Source organism: Roseateles sp. GW821-FHT09H10, assembly GCF_059415865.1.
The window spans coordinates 403,347-423,160 of sequence record NZ_JBWKOB010000002.1; the positions used below are offsets into that span (position 1 = coordinate 403,347).

The 19,814-nt window shown below is 69.8% G+C and carries 20 protein-coding genes; 11 read left to right on the plus strand and 9 right to left on the minus strand.

The genetic code is table 11. The features are described from left to right. The first annotated feature begins 47 nt into the window (after nt 1-47). The 3 genes from AC07OY_RS09760 to AC07OY_RS09770 are packed head-to-tail and all read left to right on the plus strand — an operon-like array spanning nt 48 to nt 1,931. Complete coding sequence (locus AC07OY_RS09760) at nt 48-524, plus strand: SET domain-containing protein (protein ID WP_495042365.1); 477 nt, start codon at nt 48-50, stop codon at nt 522-524. A gap of 4 nt (nt 525-528) precedes the next feature. Next, the gene (locus tag AC07OY_RS09765) at nt 529-1,248 is read left to right on the plus strand and encodes a biotin--[acetyl-CoA-carboxylase] ligase (RefSeq protein WP_495042366.1); all 720 of its coding nucleotides are present in this window, start codon (nt 529-531) and stop codon (nt 1,246-1,248) included. Then, complete coding sequence (locus AC07OY_RS09770) at nt 1,248-1,931, plus strand: hypothetical protein (RefSeq protein ID WP_495042367.1); 684 nt, start codon at nt 1,248-1,250, stop codon at nt 1,929-1,931. The genes AC07OY_RS09765 and AC07OY_RS09770 overlap by 1 nt, the downstream gene beginning before the upstream one ends. Here AC07OY_RS09770 and AC07OY_RS09775 read toward each other — a convergent pair. From AC07OY_RS09775 to tkt, 5 genes are all read right to left on the minus strand, one after another. Continuing rightward, complete coding sequence (locus tag AC07OY_RS09775) at nt 1,914-3,953, minus strand: S8 family serine peptidase (protein ID WP_495042368.1); 2,040 nt, start codon at nt 3,951-3,953, stop codon at nt 1,914-1,916. The two genes, AC07OY_RS09770 and AC07OY_RS09775, sit on opposite strands and share 18 nt — an antisense overlap. Nucleotides 3,954-4,284: 331 nt before the next feature. Then, nucleotides 4,285-5,283: a type I glyceraldehyde-3-phosphate dehydrogenase gene (gene gap / locus AC07OY_RS09780; protein ID WP_495042369.1), complete on the minus strand. Its 999-nt coding sequence runs from the start codon at nt 5,281-5,283 to the stop codon at nt 4,285-4,287. 81 nt (nt 5,284-5,364) lie between these two features. Continuing rightward, nucleotides 5,365-6,393, minus strand: a complete 1,029-nt coding sequence (locus AC07OY_RS09785) for a hypothetical protein (RefSeq protein ID WP_495042370.1) — start codon at nt 6,391-6,393, stop codon at nt 5,365-5,367. Between the two features lie 49 nt (nt 6,394-6,442). Further along, nucleotides 6,443-7,108, minus strand: coding sequence for a hypothetical protein (locus tag AC07OY_RS09790; protein ID WP_495042371.1), 666 nt, complete (start codon nt 7,106-7,108; stop codon nt 6,443-6,445). A 43-nt stretch (nt 7,109-7,151) separates the two neighbouring features. Then, on the minus strand, nt 7,152-9,167 hold the full coding sequence (tkt, locus tag AC07OY_RS09795; RefSeq protein WP_495042372.1) for a transketolase: 2,016 nt from the start codon (nt 9,165-9,167) through the stop codon (nt 7,152-7,154). 121 nt (nt 9,168-9,288) lie between these two features. On the opposite strand from tkt, the gene AC07OY_RS09800 reads away from it, so the two are divergent. Continuing rightward, nucleotides 9,289-9,903, plus strand: a complete 615-nt coding sequence (locus AC07OY_RS09800; protein WP_495042373.1) for a hemerythrin domain-containing protein — start codon at nt 9,289-9,291, stop codon at nt 9,901-9,903. Between the two features lie 9 nt (nt 9,904-9,912). Here AC07OY_RS09800 and AC07OY_RS09805 read toward each other — a convergent pair whose 3' ends face one another. Beyond that, on the minus strand, nt 9,913-13,050 hold the full coding sequence (locus AC07OY_RS09805) for a diguanylate cyclase (protein ID WP_495042374.1): 3,138 nt from the start codon (nt 13,048-13,050) through the stop codon (nt 9,913-9,915). A gap of 66 nt (nt 13,051-13,116) precedes the next feature. Next, complete coding sequence (locus AC07OY_RS09810) at nt 13,117-14,100, minus strand: potassium channel beta subunit family protein (RefSeq protein ID WP_495042375.1); 984 nt, start codon at nt 14,098-14,100, stop codon at nt 13,117-13,119. Between the two features lie 122 nt (nt 14,101-14,222). On the opposite strand from AC07OY_RS09810, the gene AC07OY_RS09815 reads away from it, so the two are divergent. The 7 genes from AC07OY_RS09815 to AC07OY_RS09845 all read left to right on the plus strand — a co-directional run bounded on the left by AC07OY_RS09815 (nt 14,223) and on the right by AC07OY_RS09845 (nt 19,139). Beyond that, entirely contained in the window at nt 14,223-14,960 is a 738-nt protein-coding gene (locus AC07OY_RS09815) for a substrate-binding periplasmic protein (RefSeq protein WP_495042376.1), read from the plus strand. 7 nt (nt 14,961-14,967) lie between these two features. Then, nucleotides 14,968-15,696 carry a substrate-binding periplasmic protein gene (locus tag AC07OY_RS09820; RefSeq protein WP_495042377.1) on the plus strand — a complete coding sequence of 243 codons (729 nt, stop codon included), beginning with the start codon at nt 14,968-14,970 and terminating at the stop codon, nt 15,694-15,696. A 15-nt stretch (nt 15,697-15,711) separates the two neighbouring features. Continuing rightward, nucleotides 15,712-16,893 carry an FAD-dependent monooxygenase gene (locus AC07OY_RS09825; protein WP_495042378.1) on the plus strand — a complete coding sequence of 394 codons (1,182 nt, stop codon included), beginning with the start codon at nt 15,712-15,714 and terminating at the stop codon, nt 16,891-16,893. Nucleotides 16,894-17,014: 121 nt separating this feature from the next. Continuing rightward, complete coding sequence (locus AC07OY_RS09830) at nt 17,015-17,581, plus strand: hypothetical protein (protein ID WP_495042379.1); 567 nt, start codon at nt 17,015-17,017, stop codon at nt 17,579-17,581. Between the two features lie 25 nt (nt 17,582-17,606). Next, complete coding sequence (locus tag AC07OY_RS09835) at nt 17,607-18,113, plus strand: GAF domain-containing protein (protein WP_495042380.1); 507 nt, start codon at nt 17,607-17,609, stop codon at nt 18,111-18,113. Continuing rightward, nucleotides 18,110-18,517, plus strand: coding sequence for a response regulator (locus tag AC07OY_RS09840; protein WP_495042381.1), 408 nt, complete (start codon nt 18,110-18,112; stop codon nt 18,515-18,517). Before AC07OY_RS09835 ends, AC07OY_RS09840 begins: the two co-directional genes overlap by 4 nt. A gap of 67 nt (nt 18,518-18,584) precedes the next feature. Then, entirely contained in the window at nt 18,585-19,139 is a 555-nt protein-coding gene (locus AC07OY_RS09845) for a hypothetical protein (RefSeq protein WP_495042382.1), read from the plus strand. A gap of 45 nt (nt 19,140-19,184) precedes the next feature. On the opposite strand, the gene AC07OY_RS09850 is transcribed toward AC07OY_RS09845, so the two are convergent. Together AC07OY_RS09850 and AC07OY_RS09855 are read right to left on the minus strand one after the other, a co-directional pair. Next, the gene (locus AC07OY_RS09850) at nt 19,185-19,403 is read right to left on the minus strand and encodes a hypothetical protein (RefSeq protein ID WP_495042383.1); all 219 of its coding nucleotides are present in this window, start codon (nt 19,401-19,403) and stop codon (nt 19,185-19,187) included. A gap of 50 nt (nt 19,404-19,453) precedes the next feature. Continuing rightward, nucleotides 19,454-19,774 (minus strand): hypothetical protein, encoded by a 321-nt coding sequence (locus tag AC07OY_RS09855; RefSeq protein ID WP_495042384.1) that lies wholly within the window; start codon nt 19,772-19,774, stop codon nt 19,454-19,456. Nucleotides 19,775-19,814 lie beyond the last annotated feature (40 nt).

Here is a 19,814-nt window from a genome sequence, read left to right on the forward strand (position 1 = left end):
ACGCCTACGCACGCGCGCACCCATGAAATCACCGTACCACAGCGCCGATGACCGCCAAAACCCCACGCCGCAAGATCGAAGTCCGTGATTCCGGCGTGCACGGCCGCGGTGTCTACGCGGCGGCGCCCATCGCGGCGGGCGCGGAGATCATCGAGTACACCGGCGAGCGCATCAGCTGGGAGCAGGCCGTCGAGCGCCACCCGCACGACCCGACCCAGCCCAACCACACCTTCTATTTCCACATCGACGGCGGCCTCGTCATCGACGCGTTGGTCGGCGGCAACGACGCGCGCTGGATCAACCATGCCTGCGAGCCCAACTGCGAGGCCGACGAGGTCGAAGGCCGCGTCTTCATCAAGGCCCTGCGCGACCTGACCCCCGGCGAGGAGCTGTTCTACGACTACGGCCTGGTGCTGGAAGACCGCCACACGGCCAAGGTCAAGAAGCAGTTCGCCTGCTGGTGCGGCGCGCTGACCTGCCGCGGCACCATGCTGGCCCCGAAGACGCGCAAGTCGGGCCGCTGACACCATGGAGCGGCGCCACCTCGCCGAATGCGGCTCGACCAACACCGAGGCGCTGGCCCATCTGCGCGAAGGCGGCGGGCCGCTGCTGATCTCGGCCAGCCGCCAGACCGCCGGCCGCGGCCGCCTGGGTCGGGCCTGGCAGTCGGATGACGCCGCGCTGACCTTCTCCCTGGCCCGCAGCTTCCCGGCCGAACTCGACCTGTCCGGCCTGTCGCTGGCCGTCGGCTGCACGGTGGCCGATGTGCTGGACCCGGCGGGCGAGCGCATCCTGCTGAAATGGCCCAACGACCTTTTCCTGGACGGTGCCAAGCTCGGCGGCATCCTCATTGAAACAGTGCCCCTGGCCGGAGAGCGCCGTGGCGTGGTCATCGGCATCGGGCTGAATCTGCTGCCCCTGCCCGCCGACGCCGACCGGTCCGCCTTCGCCAGCGGCCATGCGGCCCTGCAGACCCTGGACCCGCAGGCCAGCGCCGCGACGACCCTGGACCACCTGGCCCCGGCGCTGCAGGCCCTGCTGGCCGACTTTGCTTCCCTGGGCTTCGCGCCCTGGCAGGTCGCGTTCGCGCGGCGCGACCTGGCTGCCGGCCGACGCGTGCGCGTCGGCGAGCAGCCCGGCGTCGCGCGCGGCGTCAATGCACGCGGCGAACTGCTGCTGGAGACCGCCACGGGCATCGCCCCCGTCAGCGGCGGTGAACTGAGCCTGAGACTGGAGACAAGCCCGTGATGCGCATCGTTGTCGTTGTGCTGCTGGCGGTGAACGCCCTCTTCTTCATCTGGTCGCGGGGCTGGCTGGACGCCGTCACCGGCCTGCCCGCCGAGAGCGGCCGCGAGCCGCATCGCGTCGTCGCCCAGCAGCATCCCGAGCGCATCCAGCCCCTGGCGGCCAGCGCCGCCGTGGCGGCCGCCCAGCGCAGCTGCCTGGAGATTGGACCGCTGGAAGGCGACGCGGCCCTCGCCGCCGCCCAGGCCGCGCTGAAGCCGACGGGCGCCGAGGCGCAGGTGCGCAGCAGCGAGCAGGCGGGCGTGTGGGTGGTGGCGACCATCAAGCTCGCCGACCCCGAATTCCGCGCCCGCAAGGAAGCCACCTACAAGGGGCTGCGCATCAATTTCGAGCCGCTGGAAGGCCTGCCCGCCGAACAGCCCGCCTTCGTGCTCAGCAAGCACGCCACGCAGGCTGAGGCCACGGCGCAGTCCGAAGCCATGGACAAGCGCGGCCTCAAGGGCCTGCGCGTGCTGGAGCTGAAGAAGGCGCTGACCCGCCACACCCTGGTCATCGCCCAGGCCGACGGCCTGCTGGCGGCCAAGCTCAAGGCCAGCAAGGACGCCGCCCTGTCCGCCGGCTTCAAGGCCTGCGCCGCGGCACCGGCCGGCGCCGCGTCCGCTCCGGCCTCAGCCGCGTCGCGCTGAACGCGGCAGCAGCAGGGCCGCGCCCAGCAGGGCCAGCAGCCACAGCGGGCTGGCCGAGCCGCCACCGCCGCCGCCACTGTTGGCCGGCGGGTTCACGACCGGCGCCGCCGCGACGCTGACCGTCACGTTCTGGCCGTAGACGACGCCCGCGCTGTCCGTCACCTCGGCACGCACGGTGAAGGAGCCGGCGGCCGTCGGCGTGATGGTTGCGGTGGCGGTGTTTGCTCCCGAGGCAAAGGCGGTCACGATGCCGCCGGCGTCCACCACCGTCCAGGCCGTGGACGCGACCGTGCGGCCCGTGGCCAGGCCGGTCGCCGCGGCCGTCAGCGTCAGCGTCTGGCCCGCGGTCAGGCCGCTGGCGGGGCTCTGGGTGATGCCCACGGTCACGCCATTCAGCGCCACGGCAGCGGCCACCGCCGCTGCGGCGTCCACCATGCCGGCGCCGCAGGTGCTGGTCGTGCAATAGCACTCCAGCTGCTCGACGCCATTGGGTGCCCGGCATTGCAACGGGTTGCCGTCGGCCACGCTGCCGCCCCCTGTCGTCGGGAAAGCCCGCGCCGTGCTCTTCAGGATCTGCGTCGCCTCGGCCGCGGTCAGCGTGGGCCGCACCGAGGCCATCAGGCCGACGATGCCGCTGACGATGGGGGCCGAGAAGCTGGTGCCCACCGAGGCGCCGCTGCCGGTGTAGGAGCCGTCATTGGCGACCGGGGTCGTCGTGCCGGCATTGGTCGTGCTGACCATGGGGTAGAGGCAGGCCTGGTTGACGCCGGTGTTGATGCAGTTGCCCCCCGGCGCGGCAATGGTCACGTCGGTGCCGACGCTGGAGAAGCCGACCTTGGTGCCCACATGGCGCAGCGCGGCCACCGTGACGACGCCCGGGCAGTTGCCCGGCACGCCGACGGCCAGGCCGGCGGAATTGCCGGCGGCGACGACGACGGTGGCGCCGGCCGCATTGACCTGGGTGATGACGTCGCGGTAGAGGGCGCCCGTGCCCGTCGTGCCGCAGGTGCCGCCGCCGCCCAGGCTCATGTTGAGCACCTTGGCGCGGTTGGCATTGGCCGGCAGCCCCGGCACGGTGATGCCGGCGGCCCACTTCATGCCGGCCATGATGTCGCTGTCATAGCCGCCGCATTTGCCGAGCACGCGCACGGGCATGATCTTCAGGCCCCAGCCGACGCCGGCCATGCCGGTGCTGTTGTTGCTGGTGGCCGCGATCAGGCCGGATACGCGGGTGCCATGCCAGGAGCTGTTGCCGATGTCGTCGCTGGTGCAGCCGCTGATGGTGCCGGCATTGATGTCGGCCTGGCTGACCCAGTCGCCCGGGTCGGAGGGATCGGCGTCGTGGCCGCCGCCGTCATTGGCGATGGCCGTGGACGTCGAGCCCGGGCTGCCGAAGCCGATCATGTCGTAGCCGCTGACGAGCTGACCCGCCAGATCGGGATGGTCCAGGCGCACGCCGGTGTCGAGCACGGCCACGATGATGCTTGCGGTGCCCGTCGTGGTGTCCCAGGCCAGCGGCGCATTGATGCTGGAGACCACCTGGCCCGGCGTGGCGCTGGGCTTCTTCAGATACCACTGGTCGATGGTGCGGGCCTGCACACCGCCGCCGGCAGCCGTCTCGGCATTCACGTCGGCGCCGCCGAACAAGGGGTCATTGGGCAGGCGCGCATGCCTGCGACGCTGGTCCACGGCCACCAGCTCCACTTCGCCGTCGGCCGCCAGCTTCCTGGCCAGCTGCTCACCCGTCATGCCCTTGGCGATGACGACATGGGTGCGCTCGTCCAGGCTGATGCCGGCCGCCAGGCGCTGGCCGGTGCGCAGGCCCAGGGCCGTCGCGCGCGTCTGGGCGATCTCGCGCGCCTCGGTGCGGGTGGCCCGCAGCGCCATGGCCTTGGCGCGCACGCTGTCGGCCTGGGGCTTGAAACGCACGATGACGCGGGCTTCGGTGTCCGCGGTTTGGGCCAGGGCTGGGAAGGCCATCGCGGCCAGGGTGGCGATCAGCAGCGGACGCAGGGACTTCATGACGGCGAGCTCGTACGGGACGGGCGACCAGTTTATGTGTCCGCCCTGGGTGAAATCGCAAACAAATGTGGGGCGCAAGAAATGGGAAAGCCCCACCGAAGTGGGGCTTTCCCAAGGTATTCGGGCCGAGCGCCGGGCCTGCCATGGGCCAGAGGCCCATGTCCTTCCGTAGGCGCAAGCAGTCCGCAGGGACTGCTTGTGTCCGACTCCAGTTCGCCAAGCCGGCCCGCGCTGGCGATGTGCTTGCGGCTCAATGCCGCAAGCATCGCCGTCCCCTCGGGGGACCGATCAGGCTAGCCCGCGTTCAGCGCGGCCAGCCTGAGCGAGGGGCTCAAGCGGCCACGACACGGACCATTTCCAGGACCTTGTTCGAATAGCCCCACTCGTTGTCGTACCAGGACACCAGCTTGACGAAGGTGCCGTCCAGGGCGATGCCGGCTTCGGCGTCGAAGATGGAGGTGCGGGCGTCGCCGCGGAAGTCGGTCGCGACGACCTTGTCTTCCGTGTAGCCCAGCACGCCCTTCAGCGCGCCCTGGCTCTGGGCCTTGAACTCGGCGCAGATGTCGGCATAGCTGGCTTCGTTGTTCAGCTCGACGGTCAGGTCGACGACGGAGACATCGCTGGTCGGCACGCGGAAGGCCATGCCGGTCAGCTTCTTGTTCAGCTCGGGGATGACCTTGCCGACGGCCTTGGCGGCGCCGGTGCTGCTGGGGATGATGTTCTCCAGGATGCCGCGGCCGCCGCGCCAGTCCTTGTTGCTCGGGCCGTCGACGGTCTTCTGCGTGGCGGTGGCGGCGTGCACGGTGGTCATCAGGCCGCGCTTGATGCCCCACTTGTCGTTCAGCACCTTGGCCAGCGGGGCCAGGCAGTTGGTCGTGCAGGAAGCGTTGGAGATGATGGCTTCGCCGGCGTACTTGGTGTGGTTGACACCGAAGACGAACATCGGCGTCTCGTCCTTGGAGGGGGCCGAGAAGATGACCTTCTTGGCGCCCGCGGCCAGGTGCTTCTCGCCGCCGGCCTTGTCCAGGAAGATGCCGGTGGATTCGATGACGATGTCGGCGCCGGCTTCGGCCCACTTCAGCTCGGTCGGGTCCTTGATGGCGGTCAGGCGGATGGACTTGCCGTTCACGACCAGGGTGTTGCCCTCGACGGCGACATCGCCCTCGAAGCGGCCGTGCACGCTGTCGTACTTGAGCATGTAGGCCAGGTAGTCGGGCTCGAGCAGGTCGTTGATCGCGACGACCTCGATGTCCTTGAAATTCGCGACGGCGGCACGGAACACCATGCGCCCGATGCGGCCGAAGCCGTTGATGCCGATCTTGATGGTCATGGAAAAGTCTCCAGGAGGATAAAAATTCTGTGCGGGCGCGATTCTCGGTGATTCGCGGAACAGGGTGGTTTCAGCGCGATTTCAGCCTTCACCGGCCAGATTCAGCGTGCCGCAGGGCACATCGATCTGCAACTGGCTGCCAAACAGGTCGTTGGCCACCTCTTCGGATTTGAAGTCGAACTGCAAGGTCTCAAGCCAGCGCAGGAAACCGACCCGGTTGGGGTCGACGGGACCCGCCACCTTGGCCTTATGGGGCAGGTCGCCGCCGCCCATCACGAAGCTCACGTTGAACGGGCAGGCCATGGTCTTCAGGTCGAAGTGGGCCTGCAGCTTCCTGGGCTCCCGCGTCATGCCGAGGAAGTCCATCAGCGTGAAGCGATCGCGCTTGAAGCCATGCCTGCGCTTGTTGTCCGGGAACATGCTGAAGCGCTGCTCGATCGTGCGCGGCTTGTCTTCCGCCTTGCGGCAGGGCATGCGGTATTCGGACACCCAGTCGCGCACCGTCTGCTCGAGGCTGGCGGAAGCCTTGGCGTAAGTGAACTTCACCTCGGGTGGTTGCTGGCCATCGCCCTTGAACGTGATTTCCGCGACCAGATGCTCGGCCTGCGGCCGGCTCCAGCCAATCTTGTAGTCCATCGCTCGCCTGGGCATCACGACGCATAGCGGGGTCTGCTCTCCCGGCTCCGCAGGCATGGGCGTGGGATCGCGGTCGTGGTTCTGGAAAGTGAAATCCTGGACCGCGCTCACCACGCCGTCCTCGGGCTGCAGGCAGGGAAGGCGATAGCGCGCCACGTAGTCGAACACCTGATCCTGCATGTCCTCGCGCGCCGAGTTGGACAGGACCTCGACCGTCGGCTTGGCGTTGGGCTTGCTGAACTTCAGCAGCACTCGCATCGCGCCGTACTCACGGTCCAGCTTGTTGCGCTCGGGATAGCGCGGCGGATGGGCCGGCTTGACCAGGCAGCCCAGGCGCTGGGCCTCGCTGCGCGTGACCACTTCCGTTTGTGCCGACGCGCCGAGCGCGCAAGCACCCAACATGCCGACAACGATCCATCCGCGCATCCGAGCTCCCTGCTTCATCTTTCCTGTGCGGGCGAGTTTGTAGCTCAACAGCGGCGCCCATCCGTCACCTGCTTGGGGGACCCGGCAGCCCCCCGCATCAGCCCGCTGCGCTGGCGGCCGGTGCAGGCGGCGCCAGGTTGATGCGCCCGCACGGAATCCTGATCTCCAGCGTTTCGCCGATCAGCGCCCTCTGCTGCGCCTCGGGCGCGTCGAGCTCCAGGCTGGCCAGCCATTGCAGCAGGGCCTGGTGCTGCGGACTGGCAGTGCGGTAGAGGAGCCCGGCCCGATTGGCCGCCACCGGCCGGAAGGATTGCCATCTGACGACCATGGGGCAGCCCATGTCGTCGAGATTGAAATCCACCCGGGTTCCCGGCACGTCCTTCACCATCTCGAAGAAACGCTGCAGCGTCACCCTGGGCTGGGAGAACTGGGTTCGCGAGCCGGGCACGTACTCCCATTGCTGCGCGAGCCGCTGAGCGGCGCCAGGCTTGTCGGCGCAGGTCCAGCGTCCGGCCCTCAGATGCTGCACAAGGTACTCCGTGCCCCGCTCAGGAAAACTGGAATGGATCACGCTCACCTTGAGCGGGCCGGCAAGCTGTTCCGCGGGCTCGACATCGGCATGGAACTTCGCCGCCTTGGACCAGCTCAGGCCGAAGGGCATCTTCAGCGGCGGCAACTTCAGGCAGTTGCCGGTCGGCTCCGCCTGGGCACCTGCCACGCACGAAAAGAAAAGGGCCGCAAGCGCGGCCCGGCATTTCCACATCACTCACTCCCTGGCCGTGCCCGGCCAGGAGGGAGCAGCGGCATCACTTCTTCTTCAGCACCGCCTTGACGGTGGCGGCAACGTTCTCCGGCGTGAAGCCGAAGTGCTTGAACAGCACGCCGGCCGGCGCGGATTCACCGAATGTATCGATGCCGACGACGGCATCCACACCGTACTTCCACCAGAAGTCGCTGACGCCCATTTCCACGGCCACGCGCGGCAAGCCCTTGGGCAGCACGGTCTTCTTGTAGTCCTTGTCCTGGCGGTCGAAGACATTGGTGGACGGCATGGAGACGACGCGCACCTTCACGCCCTGCTCGGCCAGCAGGGCCTTGGCGGCCATGGCCAGCTGCACTTCGGAGCCGGTGGCGATGATGACGGCCTGGGCCTTGCCCTTGGCCGGCTCGGCCAGCACATAGGCGCCCTTGGCGATCTCGTCGACATTGGTCTTGGGCGAGTAGCTCAGGTTCTGGCGCGACAGGGCCAGCAGGCTGGGGCGCTGGGCATTGCCCAGGGCCATGGTCCAGGCGACGACGGTCTCGGTCGTGTCGGCCGGGCGCCAGACGTCCAGGCCCGGGATCAGGCGCAGCGAGGCGACATGCTCGATGGACTGGTGGGTGGGGCCGTCTTCGCCCAGGCCGATGGAGTCGTGGGTCATCACGTGGATGACGCGGGTCTTCATCAGCGCGGCCATGCGGATGGCGTTGCGGCTGTAGTCGCTGAAGGTCAGGAAGGTGCCGCCATAGGGGATGAAGCCGCCGTGCAGGGCGATGCCGTTCATGATGGCGGCCATCCCGAATTCGCGCACGCCGTAGTTGATGTGGCGGCCGTTGTTGGCCGTGCCGTCGGCAGCCACGCGCAGTGCCGGCGTGCTGGAGGTGTTGGTCAGGTTGGAGCCGGTCAGGTCGGCGCTGCCGCCCAGCATCTCGGGCAGCTTCAGCGTGAAGGCTTCCAGGGCCAGCTGGCTGGCCTTGCGGCTGGCGACGGTCTGGGCCTCGGCATGGGCCTTGACGACGGCGTCGACGGCGATCTGCGCGAAGTCGGCGGGCAGCACGCCGGCCATGCGGCGCTGGAACTCGGCGGCCAGCTCGGGGTGGGCTTCGGCATAGGCGTCGAAGCGCACATCCCATTCGCTCTCGGCGCGGTCGCCGGCGGACTTGTGGTCCCAGGCGGTGTAGACCTCGGGCGGCACGACAAAGGGCTCATGCGTCCAGCCGATGGCCTCGCGGGTCAGCTTGATTTCCTCGGCGCCCAGCGGCTCACCGTGGGCCTTGGCTGTATTGGCACGGTTGGGCGAGCCCTTGCCGATGGCCGTCTTGGCGATGACCAGCGTGGGCATGTCCTTGCTCTGCTTGGCCTTGCCGATGGCGTCGTCGACGGCGTCCACGTCATGGCCGTCCACCGGGCCGATGACGTTCCAGCCATAGGCCTGGAAGCGCTTGGCGGTGTCGTCGCCGAACCAGGGCGCGACCTGGCCGTCGATGGAGATGCCGTTGTCGTCGTAGATGGCGATCAGCTTGTTCAGCTTCCAGGAGGCGGCGAGTGCCGCGGCCTCGTGCGAGATGCCTTCCATCAGGCAGCCGTCGCCCAGGAAGACATAGGTATGGTGGTCGACGACGGTGTGGCCTTCGCGGTTGAAGTCGCGCGCCATCAGCTTCTCGGCCAGGGCCAGGCCGACGGCGTTGGTGACGCCCTGGCCCAGCGGGCCCGTCGTCGTCTCGACGCCGGCGGTGATGCCCACTTCAGGGTGGCCGGGCGTCTTGCTGTGCAGCTGGCGGAAGGCCTTCAGCTCCTCGATGGGCAGCTCATAGCCCGTCAGGTGCAGCAGGGCGTAGATCAGCATGGAGCCGTGGCCGTTGGACAGCACGAAGCGGTCGCGGTCGGCCCAGTGCGGGTTGGCCGGGTTGTGCTTCAGATGACGCCCCCAGAGCGCCACCGCGATGTCCGCCATGCCCATGGGGGCGCCCGGGTGGCCGGAATTGGCGGCCTGCACGGCGTCCATCGCCAGCGCGCGGATCGCGTTGGCCATGAGGGTGGGGGAGGCGGTCGTTGCGGTCATGGCCGGGGCTTTCTTGGGCTGGAGGGCAAAAACCCGGGATTTTACGGGGGTGCCTGGACGGGCCTTGATCCAGCGCAATACCACTTGCCCTTTTAGGCGCGACGCTGGACGAATGTCAGCCATGCCCATGCCCCTGGCCGTGCGCGTCATCCGCGCCGAGCACGACGCCCTCGCGGCCATGCTGCGCACCCTGCCGATGCTGCTGGCCGCCCAGCGCCGCGACCGCACGCCTCCCGACTTCGGCGCGCTGCGGGCCATGCTGTTCTATGTCGATGAATTCCCCGAACGCTTGCATCACAAAAAGGAAAGCGAGCTGTTGTTTCCGAAGCTGCGCGCGCTGGCACCGCAGCTGCGCGAGGTGCTGGACGAGCTGGAAGCCGACCACGCCCAGGGCGAGCGCGCCATCCGCGAGCTGCAGCACAGCCTGCTGGCCTGGGAGCAGATGGGCGAGGCGCGGCGGGACAAGTTCGAGCAGCAGCTGCGCGTGTACTCGGCGCGTTATCTGCGCCACATGAAGCGCGAGGAGACCGAGATCCTGCCGCAGGCAGCCCGCTGCTTCAGCGCCGCGGACTGGGCCGAACTCGACGAGGCCTTTGGCAGCCACCAGGACCCGTTGGCGCCGCGCACAGGGCAGCCCGTGGACGAAGCCTATGCGCCGCTCAGGCAGCGCATCCTGGCGGCGTTGCCGCCACCTTTTGGGTGGGGGCCGGCCACGACGCCGCAGGCGGTTGCGTAGCGGGCCCGCTCAGCCGCGCCCCGAGCGCAGCAGCGTCAGCCGGCCGCTGGCCGCCCAGCTGTCCAGCGGGCGGCGCACGTCCTGGCGCAGTTCGTCCTCGCTGGCGGCACGCGCGTCGAGCAGGCCGACCCAGGCATTGCGGCCGGTGTCCTTGGCTTCGTAGAGCGCCGCGTCGGCAAGGTCGATGGCGGCATGCCAGTCCAGGGCGCGCGGCAGGCCGGCGCACAGCGGGAAGGCCGAGAAGCCGACCGAGCAGGTCAGCGGCAGGCGCAGGCCGCCGTCCAGAGCGAAGGGCTGGGCGCTGACGGCCTGGCGGGCGCGTTCGGCCAGCTCGGCGGCGCGGCGGCGCGGCGTGCCGCGGGCCACGATGAGGAACTCCTCGCCGCCCCAGCGCACCAGGTAGTCGGTGGCGCGGAAGACCTGCTCGAGACGGCCACGCATCTGCTCCAGCACGGCGTCGCCGGCCATGTGGCCATGGGCGTCGTTGATGCGCTTGAAGTGGTCGATGTCGATGAGGAAGAACAGCAGGTCCTGCTCGCTGTCCTGGTCGGCGGTGACGAGGGTGCCGGCGGGCTGCTCGTAATGGCGCAGGGCCAGTGCGACGTCGGCCGGCATCTGGCGGTCCAGGAAGCGGCGGTTGCGCAGGCCGGTCAGGGGGTCGGTGAGGCTGGCTTCTTCCAGCTCGATGGACTTGGCCGTCAGCGCCGCCGTGGCGGCCTCCAGCGCCTCGGTGCGCTCCTGCACGCGCAGCTCCAGCACGCGGCGGTGGCGCAGCAGCAGTCGGGTGCGCATGCGCACGATGAGGGCCACCAGGCTGACGGCCGCGACCACGGCCAGGGCAAGGGCCCAGCGTGTCTGCCACCAGGCGGCGCGCACGTCGATGCCGATCTTGAGTTCGTTGACGCTCCAGGCACCGTCGCGGTTGCTGCCCATCACCCGCAGCTGGTAGTGGCCGGGCGCGAGGTTGGTGTAGGCCGCCGTGCGGCCCAGGATGCCGGCATCGATCCAGGCGCTGTCCAGACCCTCCAGCCGGTAGCGGTAGCGGTTGCGGCTGGGCTGGCTGTAGTCCAGCGAGGCGAAGGCCAGGCTCAGGCCGCGCTCGCCGGGCGCCAGCACGACATCGGCGCCGCCACTGGGCAGCGGGCGCTCCTCGCCGTCGACGCGCAGTTCCGAGACGACCAGCGGCGGCTTGTAGGTCCAGGGCGCGAAGCGGTCGGGATCGATGACGAGCAGGCCGCGGGCGCCACCGAACAGCATGCGGCCGTCGTCGAGCTTGGCGTAGGCACGGAACCAGCCGGTGCCGAGGTCGGCGCCGTCGGCCGCCCCCAACTCGCGGCGTTCGCCGCTCTGCGGGTCGAACATGTTGCGCTGCGACCAGACGCGGCCCTGCTTGTCGAACAGCAGGTTGGCGCCGAAGGCCCCGCCGACGTCCGACGCACCGACGACCTCGAAGCGCGCCTTCTTGCCGTCGCTGTCGATGAGGCGGTGCAGGCCGGTGCCGGTGTCCACCCAGAGGCGGCCGGCCAGGTCGACGGCCATGCCCAGCACGGTCTGGCCGGTCAGGCCCTTGGGCTCCACCCATTCGGCCACCGGTTCGTCCGCGCCGGGCTTGGCGACGCGGAACAGGCCGGCCGCGCCGCCCGCCCACAGGCTGCCGTCGGGCAGGGCCGCGAAGGCATTGACCTCGCCGGTGCCGCCCACCAGGCCGGCCGTCGGGATGGCGCGCATCTGTGGGTGCTCGGGCGACCAGCGCATCAGGCCGTCCAGCGTCGCGATCCACAGCGAGCCGTCCTCGCCGGCATGGAAGCGCCGCGGCACGGCATTGCCGCTGCGCAGCGTCTCCTTCCAGCGGCCCTGGGCATCGAAGCGCAGCAGCTGGGTGTCGATGGCGACCCACACGGTGCCGTCCTTGGTCTGGCCCAGCGCGTTGACCCGGCCCGGCGGCAGGCCGCCGCCGCCCTGGGCGACGACGCCGAGGGGCATCAGCTGGCGGTCGCGGCGCTCGATGCCGCCGGCCAGGGTGCCGAGCCAGATCTCGCCGTTGTCCAGCTGCAGGATGCTGCGCACGTCCAGGCCGCCGGAGACGGAACCGATGGCCTCGCGCACCATGGACAGGCCCGGCAGCGACGGCACATGGCGCATCAGGCCGCCGCCATAGCTGCCGGCCCAGATGGTGCCGGAGGGGTCGCGCAGCAGCGCGCGCACATCGCTGCGCGGCGCGGTGCCGGCGCCGGTGGCGGGCAGGCGCTCGATGAGGGCGCCATCGGTGGCGCGCCGGCGCGACAGGCCGGAGGCGTCGCCGAACCACAGCTCGTCGGGATCGGGCTGGGCCATGGCCATGACCGGCCAGACGCCCGAGCTGGCGCCCGGCGTGGCGCCGGGGCTGAAGGGCAGGGCCTGGCCCTGGGGCGACAGCGCGCGCAGCTGGCCCTGGGCCGTGCCGATGATGATGCGGCCGTCAAGTGACTCGCTGATCAGCGTGACGAGCTGGTCGCCGAGGCCGACGTTGAGCGTCTCGATGGGGCCGTCGACGGCCTTGCGGGCCAGGCCGCGCCAGGTGCCTATCCACAGCGTGCCCTGGCGGTCGACGAGCAGGGTCTGCACGCGCGGGTCGGGCAGGCCGTCCTCCTTGCCGCGGTGGTGGGTGAAGCGCTGGGTCTTGACGTCGAAGCGGTCCAGGCCGCCGCTGCCGCCAATCCACAGCGTGCCGTCCTTCTCCAGCGCGAAGGTGCGCACGGTATTGGCGGCGGGCGCGGTGTCGTCGGCCGACTTGCCGTCGCGGGCCCAGCGGTCCCAGCGGCCGGTGGACGGATCCAGGCGCACCAGGCCGCTGTTGCCGGCGGCCACCCACATCCAGCCGCGCGGGTCGGGCAGCATGGCGCGCACGAACTGCTCGGGCAGCAGCTGGCCGTCGGGGCCGGCCAGCGGATAGCGGCGGAAGGCATAGCCGTCAAAGCGCAGCAGGCCCTCGGGCGAGCCCGCCCACAGCAGGCCGCGCGCATCGATGGTCAGGGCGGAGACGACGTTGTCCCGCACGGCCCCCGGCTCGCCGATGGGTTCGAAGCGTGGCACGACGGCTTGCGCCGCGCCAGCCAGCCCGATGGCAAGCAGCAGGGCTGCACACCCTTGTTTTATCAAGACCCTCATGCCTGGCATTCTCAGCCAGCATTTGGGTCTTGCCGGAGGGGTCTTGCCCTCAGAGAACGTGAATGATCACTGCGCCAGGGGCTTGGCGATGGCGTCGATACGCTCGATGACCTCGGCAGTCAGCTTGGGCGTGACCGCCAGCGCGCCCAGGTTGTCGTGCAGCTGCTCGATGCGGCTGGCACCCAGGATGACGGTGGACACGCGCGGGTTGCGGTTGATCCAGGCGATGGCCAGCTGGGCGGTGTTGCAGCCCAGTTCAGCGGCGATCTCGCTCAACTTGCCGACGGCGTCATTCTTGGCCTTGTCCTGCAGCTGCTCGCGCATCCAGCTCATGTTCTCCAGCGCGCCGCGGCTGCCCGCCGGGATGCCGCCGCGGTATTTGCCGGTCAGCAGGCCCGAGGCCAGCGGGCTCCAGGTCGTCAGTCCCAGGCCGATGTCCTCGTACAGGCGGGCGTACTCCTGCTCGACCTTGCGGCGGTGGAAGAGGTGGTACTGCGGCTGCTCGACGACGGGCTTGTGCAGGTGGTGGCGCTCGGCGATATCCCAGGCGGCGCGGATGTCTGCTGCTGACCACTCGCTGGTGCCCCAGTACAGGGCCTTGCCCTGGCGAATGATGTCGCTCATGGCCCAGACCGTCTCCTCGATGGGCGTGTTGGGATCGGGGCGGTGGCAATAGATCAGGTCCAGATGCTCGAGCTGGAAGCGCTTCAGCGACGCGTCCACCGCCTGCATCAGGTATTTGCGGTTCAGCGTGTCCTTGCGGTTGGTGGTCGTCACGCCGTCGCGCGACAGACCCCAGAAGAACTTGCTGGAGACGATGTAGTCGAGGCGGTTCCAGCCCAGGGCCTTGAAGGCCTGGCCCATGACGACCTCGCTCTCGCCCTGGGCATAGACCTCGGCGTTGTCGAAGAAGTTGATGCCGGCGTCGAAGGCGGCGGCCAGCATCTCGGTGGCGGCCTTGGTGTCGACCTGGTTGTGATACGTGACCCAGGAGCCGAGGGAGAGTTCGGAGACCTGGAGGCCGGCGCGGCCGAGACGGCGGTATTGCATGAGGTTGCCTGTGCGGAAGGTGCGGAAAAGCGACAGCTTATCGGGGGCTGGCCGTGCAGGCGGGTGCATGGCCACAATGCCCCCAGCGCGCCGGGGGCGGGGCGCACGACTGGACCCAAGCCATGGTGAGACGCCCGACGAGGCGCGGCCTGCTGCTGCTGACCCTGGCCGGCGCGTGCACCGCGCGCGCCGACGAGGCGCCGCTGCACGTCCTCATCGACGGCAGCATCGAGATGCCGCAAGCCCAGTTCAAGGACGGCCGGCCGATGGACGGCCTGCAATACCTGCTCGCCCTCGAACTCGGCCAGCGCCTGGGCCGCCCGGTGCGCTTTCGTCTCGTGCCGCGCCGGCGCGTCGCCCAGCTGCTGGACCAGGGCCAGGAGGCCGACCTGATCTGCAACTACATCCCCGGCTGGCTGCCCGGCCCGCTGCAGTGGAGCCGGCCCTATCTGGACGATGCCGACATGCTGGTCAGCACCTCGCGCCGCCCGGCTCCGGCCCAGCTGCAGGACGTGGCTGGCCAGCGCATCGGCACGGTGGCGGGCTTCCTCTACCCCGAGACCGAAACGGCCCTGGGCTCGGGCTTCGTGCGCGACGACGCGCCCAACCTGATCACCAATCTGCGCAAGCTCGCCTCGGGCCGCATCGACCACGCCATCGTCGGCCGCGTCACCTACGAATACCTGCAGCGCCGCGGCGAGGTGCCGCGCGAGCTGCACCCGCCGCTGGTCATCGCGCGGCTGCGCACGGCCTGCGCGCTGTCGCCGCGCAGCAGCCTGTCCCTGGCCCAGCTCGATGCGGCGATCGCCGCCATGCAGGCCGACGGCAGCCTGGCGCGCATCGTCGAGCGCTACCGCTGAGCCCGCCATGCGACTGACACGGCGCCAACTGCTGCTGGCCCTGGGCGTGCCGGCCCCGGCGGCCGCGGCCGACAAACCCCTGGTCGTGCTGGTCGACGGCAGCGTGCAGATGCCCCAGGCCCAGATCCGCGATGGCCGCGTCGTCGACGGCCTGCAATACGACATCGCCCTCGAACTCGGCCGCCGCCTGGGCCGCACGCCGCGCTTTCGGGTCGTGCCACGCAAGCGCGTCGGGCCGCTGCTGGCCGCCAGCGAGGACGCCGACCTGGTCTGCACCTATCTGCGCACCTGGCTGCAGGAGAAGCTGCAATGGAGCCGGCCCGTCTTCGACGACGGCGAGCTCCTCGTCACGGCCCGACGCCGCCCCGCGCCGGCGCGGCTGCAGGACGTGGCCGGCCAGCGCATCGGCACCATCGCCGGCTTCGAGTACACCCAGGCAGCCGCCGTGCTGGGTGCGGGCTTCCGGCGCGACGACAGCCCCAATCTGGACAGCCTGCTGCGCAAGATCGCCCTCGGCCGCATCGACCACGCCCTCGTCGGCGAAGGCAGCTTCGGCTATCTGCAGCGCCGCGGCCAGGTGCCCGTGGCCCTGCACCCGCCCCTGGTCGTGACCCACTGGCGCACGGCCTGCGCGCTGGCGCCGCAAGCGTCCGTCGCCCTCGCCGACCTGGACGCCGCCCTGACGGCCATGCAGGCCGACGGCAGCCTGGCCCGCATCGTCAACAAGTACCGATGATCTATCGTTGAGGGCATGAAGCTCGCCGTCATCGGCGCAGGCCCTGCCGGCCTCGCCCTCGCCCTGCTCGCCGCCGAGCGCCTTGCAGGCACCGAAATCCATCTCTTCGACACCCGCGCCCTCGACCGCGACATCAGCGGCGACGCGCGCACGCTGGCGCTGAACCTCGGCAGCATCCGCTTGCTGGAGCGCCTGCAGGCCTGGAAGCCCGACAGCGCCCAGGCCATCAAGACCGTGCACGTCAGCCAGGCCCCGCCCTCCCCCATCGCAGGCGAGGTGCGCATCAGCGCCGCCGAACAGGGCCTGCCCCAGCTTGGCGCCGTGCTGCCCTATGGCGCCCTGGTCGCGCCGCTGCAGCAGCGCTGGCTGGCGCTGGCCGAAGCCCAGCGCGAGCGCCTGTTCACGCGCTTTGCGACGCCGGTGCATGCCATCCGCTCCGACGCGAATGGCGTCGAACTGGACTGCGGCGAGGGACCGGTGGTCGACTGCTTCGACCTGGCCGTCGTCGCCGAGGGCGGTGTGTTCGCCGAGCAGGATCGCAAGTCCATCAGCAGCAACTATCACCAGAACGCCTGGGTCGGCCAGGTCCGCCTGGCAGCGCCCGGCCTGCAGGGCCTGGCCATCGAGCGCTTCACGCGCAACGGCCCGCTGGCCCTGCTGCCCCTGCCCGACGACGCGCAAGGCCCGCGCGCGGCCCTGGTCTGGTGCCTGCCCCAGGCCGAGGACGACATCGCCGCGCTGAACGACGCCCAGCGCCTGCTCGTCATCCAGCAGCAGTTGCCTGCCGTGGCCGGGACGCTGACGGGCATCTCGGCGTTGAAATGCTTCCCGCTCGGGCTGAATGCCGAGACGCGGCTGCTGCAGGGCCGCACCCTGCGCATCGGCAACGCGGCCCAGACCCTGCATCCGGTGGCCGGCCAGGGGCTGAACCTCGGCCTGCGCGACGCCCAGGCCCTGGTCGACGCGCTGCGCGAGTCGGCCGGGGCTGGTCAGGGCCTGGATGCCGTACTGGCCCGCGTCGACTGGCAGCGCGCCCCCGACCGCTGGCCCATGATCGCCGCCACCGACTTCCTGGCCCGCAGCTTCGCCTGGCGGCTGCCGGGCCTGCCCGCGTTGCGCGGCCTGGCCTTGGCTGGACTTGAGTTGGCGACGCCTCTCAAAAAGGCATTGGCCCACCGCATGATGTTTGGCGGCTGAGATGGCAGCGCGCACTCAACCAGGGAACGAGGCCACCGAGGCACAGAGACACTGAGGTATGCCGTTCTCCTTCAAAAGTCTTCTCTGCGCCTCTGTGTCTCTGTGGCTGTGTTTGGCCAGCTTGCCCGCACGCGCCCAGCTCATTCCGCCAGACAAGCCCATCGCCGGCGCCTCGCAGGAGGAATGGTCCAAGCGCTGGTGGCACTGGGCCCTGTCCTTCGATGACGAGGACAGCCCGGTGGCCGACACCGACGGCAGCCTGTGCGCGAATGGCCAGTCCGGGCCGGTCTGGTTCCTGGCCGGCACCTACGGCAGCCAGCGCGCCGTGCGCAGCTGCCGCATCCCGGCCGGCAAGACCCTGTTCTTCCCGCTGGCCAACTTCATCGCCTTCCCGCCCGACGACGCGCGCGAAGCCTGTGCCTCGCTGATGCTGCGCGCCGAAATGGCCACCGAAGCCCCCGCCGCCCTGGTGCTGGATCTCAACGGCCGGCGCTTCGCCGGCCTGCAGGCGCATCGCCAGGCCACCAAGGGCTGCTTCCTCGTCGCGCCCGACGATGACGCCCCCGCCGCCGCCAACGGCTACTACGTCGCCCTGGGGCCGCTCAAGCGCGGCCGCTACACGCTGAATTTCGGCGCCATCCTGCCCAGCCTGTCACAGGCCGTGACCTATAGCCTTGATGTCCGTTGAACTGCGGGCCTAGACTGGCCCTGCCATGACGCCCGCCCCCATCCCCGCCAACGACGCCGAGCGTTTGCGCGTGCTGCGCGAGCTGCTCATCCTGGACACACCGCCCGAGGAACGCTTCGACCGCATCGTCACGTTCGCGGCCGAGGAGTTCGACATGCCGATCGCACTGATCAGCCTGATCGACGAGCGGCGCCAGTGGTTCAAGGCCCGCGTCGGGTTGGACGCCTGCGAGACCTCGCGCGAGATCTCCTTCTGCGGCCATGCCATCCTGCAGCCCGATCTCTTCGAGGTGCTGGACGCGGCCCTGGACCCGCGCTTCGCCGACAACCCCCTGGTCGTCGGCGCGCCCTTCATCCGCTTCTACATCGGCGCGCCGCTGGCCCTGCCGGGCGGCGCCACCATCGGCACCCTCTGCCTCATCGACACCAAGCCGCGCCATTTCGACATGCTGGACCGCGCCATCTTCGGCACGCTGCGCGACCTGGTCGTGGCGGAGCTGATCGGCCAGGGCGAGACGGAAGCTGCCAAATGAATGCGGTCACGCCCAGCGGGCGGCTGCTGCTCGTCGAGCCCCAGTTCGTGCTGCGCCGCACCGTCTCGACGATGGCCCGCGAGATGGGCCTGGCCGACGTGCAGGAGGCCACCAGCGCGGCCATGGCCGCAAAGCTGCTGTTCGAGCGCCGCTACGACGCGGTGCTGATCGCCATCGACGAGGAAGGCGAGGCCCTGGCGCTGCTGCAACGCCTGCGCGCCGGCGAGGCTTCCCATCCGGCCGATGTGCCGGTGGCCGCCACGGCGATGGCCTGCGATGTCGAACTGGCCCTGCGCCTGAAGCAGCTCGACGTGCGCCGGCTGCTGCTCAAGCCCTTCAAGGTGCGCGGCATGCTCGAGGCCATTTCGGCGCTGGGCGCGCCCGAACCCCTGCCCGAGCACTGAACAGGCCGGCCCGGCCGGCGCTTTTAGGGGCTTAGCGTCCTCGGCTTCGGCCTAGCATGAGCCACCCATGTCACGCCCTGCCCTGCTCTCTGCCGCCTTGCTCGCGTTCGTGCTGGCTGGCTGCGGCACGCCCAGCCAGCCTCTGCCCATGGCCGTCACCGCGGCCGATGCGCTGCAGATTCGCGGCTGGGTGCCGGATGCGCTGAAGGCCCAGGTCGGCATCGCTGCCGTCAAGGGCGGCATGGAAACCAATCGCTGGTGGGGCTCCAAGGTCAGCGCCATCGCCTTGCAGCAGGCTCTGGAAGAGTCGCTGCTGGCCGTCGGCATGAAGCCGCTGTCGCCCGAGCCGGCGCCGCGCTTCGAGCTGCGCGCCGAGCTTGTGCAACTGGATCAGCCCCTGGTGCCCGCCCTGGGCGTGACCGTGGGCACGGCCGTGCACTACACCCTGGTCGACAAGGCCAGCGGCAAGACGGTCTACCAACGCCGCATCGCCAACACCGACGAGGCCCGCTTCACGGAGGCCATCGTGTCGCCCAATGAGAGGCTGCGCATCGCCAACGAGCGGGCGCTCAGGGCCAACATCGATCTGCTGCTGCGGGATCTGGTGACGCTGCGGCCGTAGATGCCGGGCGGTCGTGTTGATGGCAACCGGGCTGGGAGCGCAAGGCTAGGCGGCATCGCGCGTTCGGACGGAGGCTTGCCGCTCCAGCTTGGGAATGAGTATTGCAGCGCGGACGCCGACGATGAAAGCCACCCCGCCCACCGCCAGAAGCGTGGCGACCACAGCGAAGGCGAACCGGTGTGCGAGGAGGTCGGAATTGGCGATGAGCAGGCCGAGCGCGACACAGGCCAAGCTGGCAGCCTTTGACCAGGCCAATGCCCGCATGGCCCTTGCCAGGCGAAGCGCCGCACTATCAGGCGAGTCCGATGATGGGCTCATGGCTCGATGGTGAAAGCGATGACGATCTGCTGAGGCGTCTGCTTGAACTCGGCAACGACAGCCTGCTTGGCCTTGGCTGCAATGTCGGGGAGGGAGCCGTTTGTGGGAATGCCCTGGAAAGTGACAGTGACCGAGGTCAGGGATCCGTTGTGCCAGTTGAATCCCACGAAGGATTTCAGGCCAACGGATTTCTCAAGCTCGGCTGAAACGGCTTGGGACCGCGCCATGCCCTCATTCAGGGATTCGATGGGCCCACATGCCGCCAGCACGAGGGCCAGCAGGGCTGACACGGAAGTGGCTCGCACGAGCTTTTTCATTCTTTCCCCTGTGGCCTTATGAGTCGCGGGAGGACGTCGC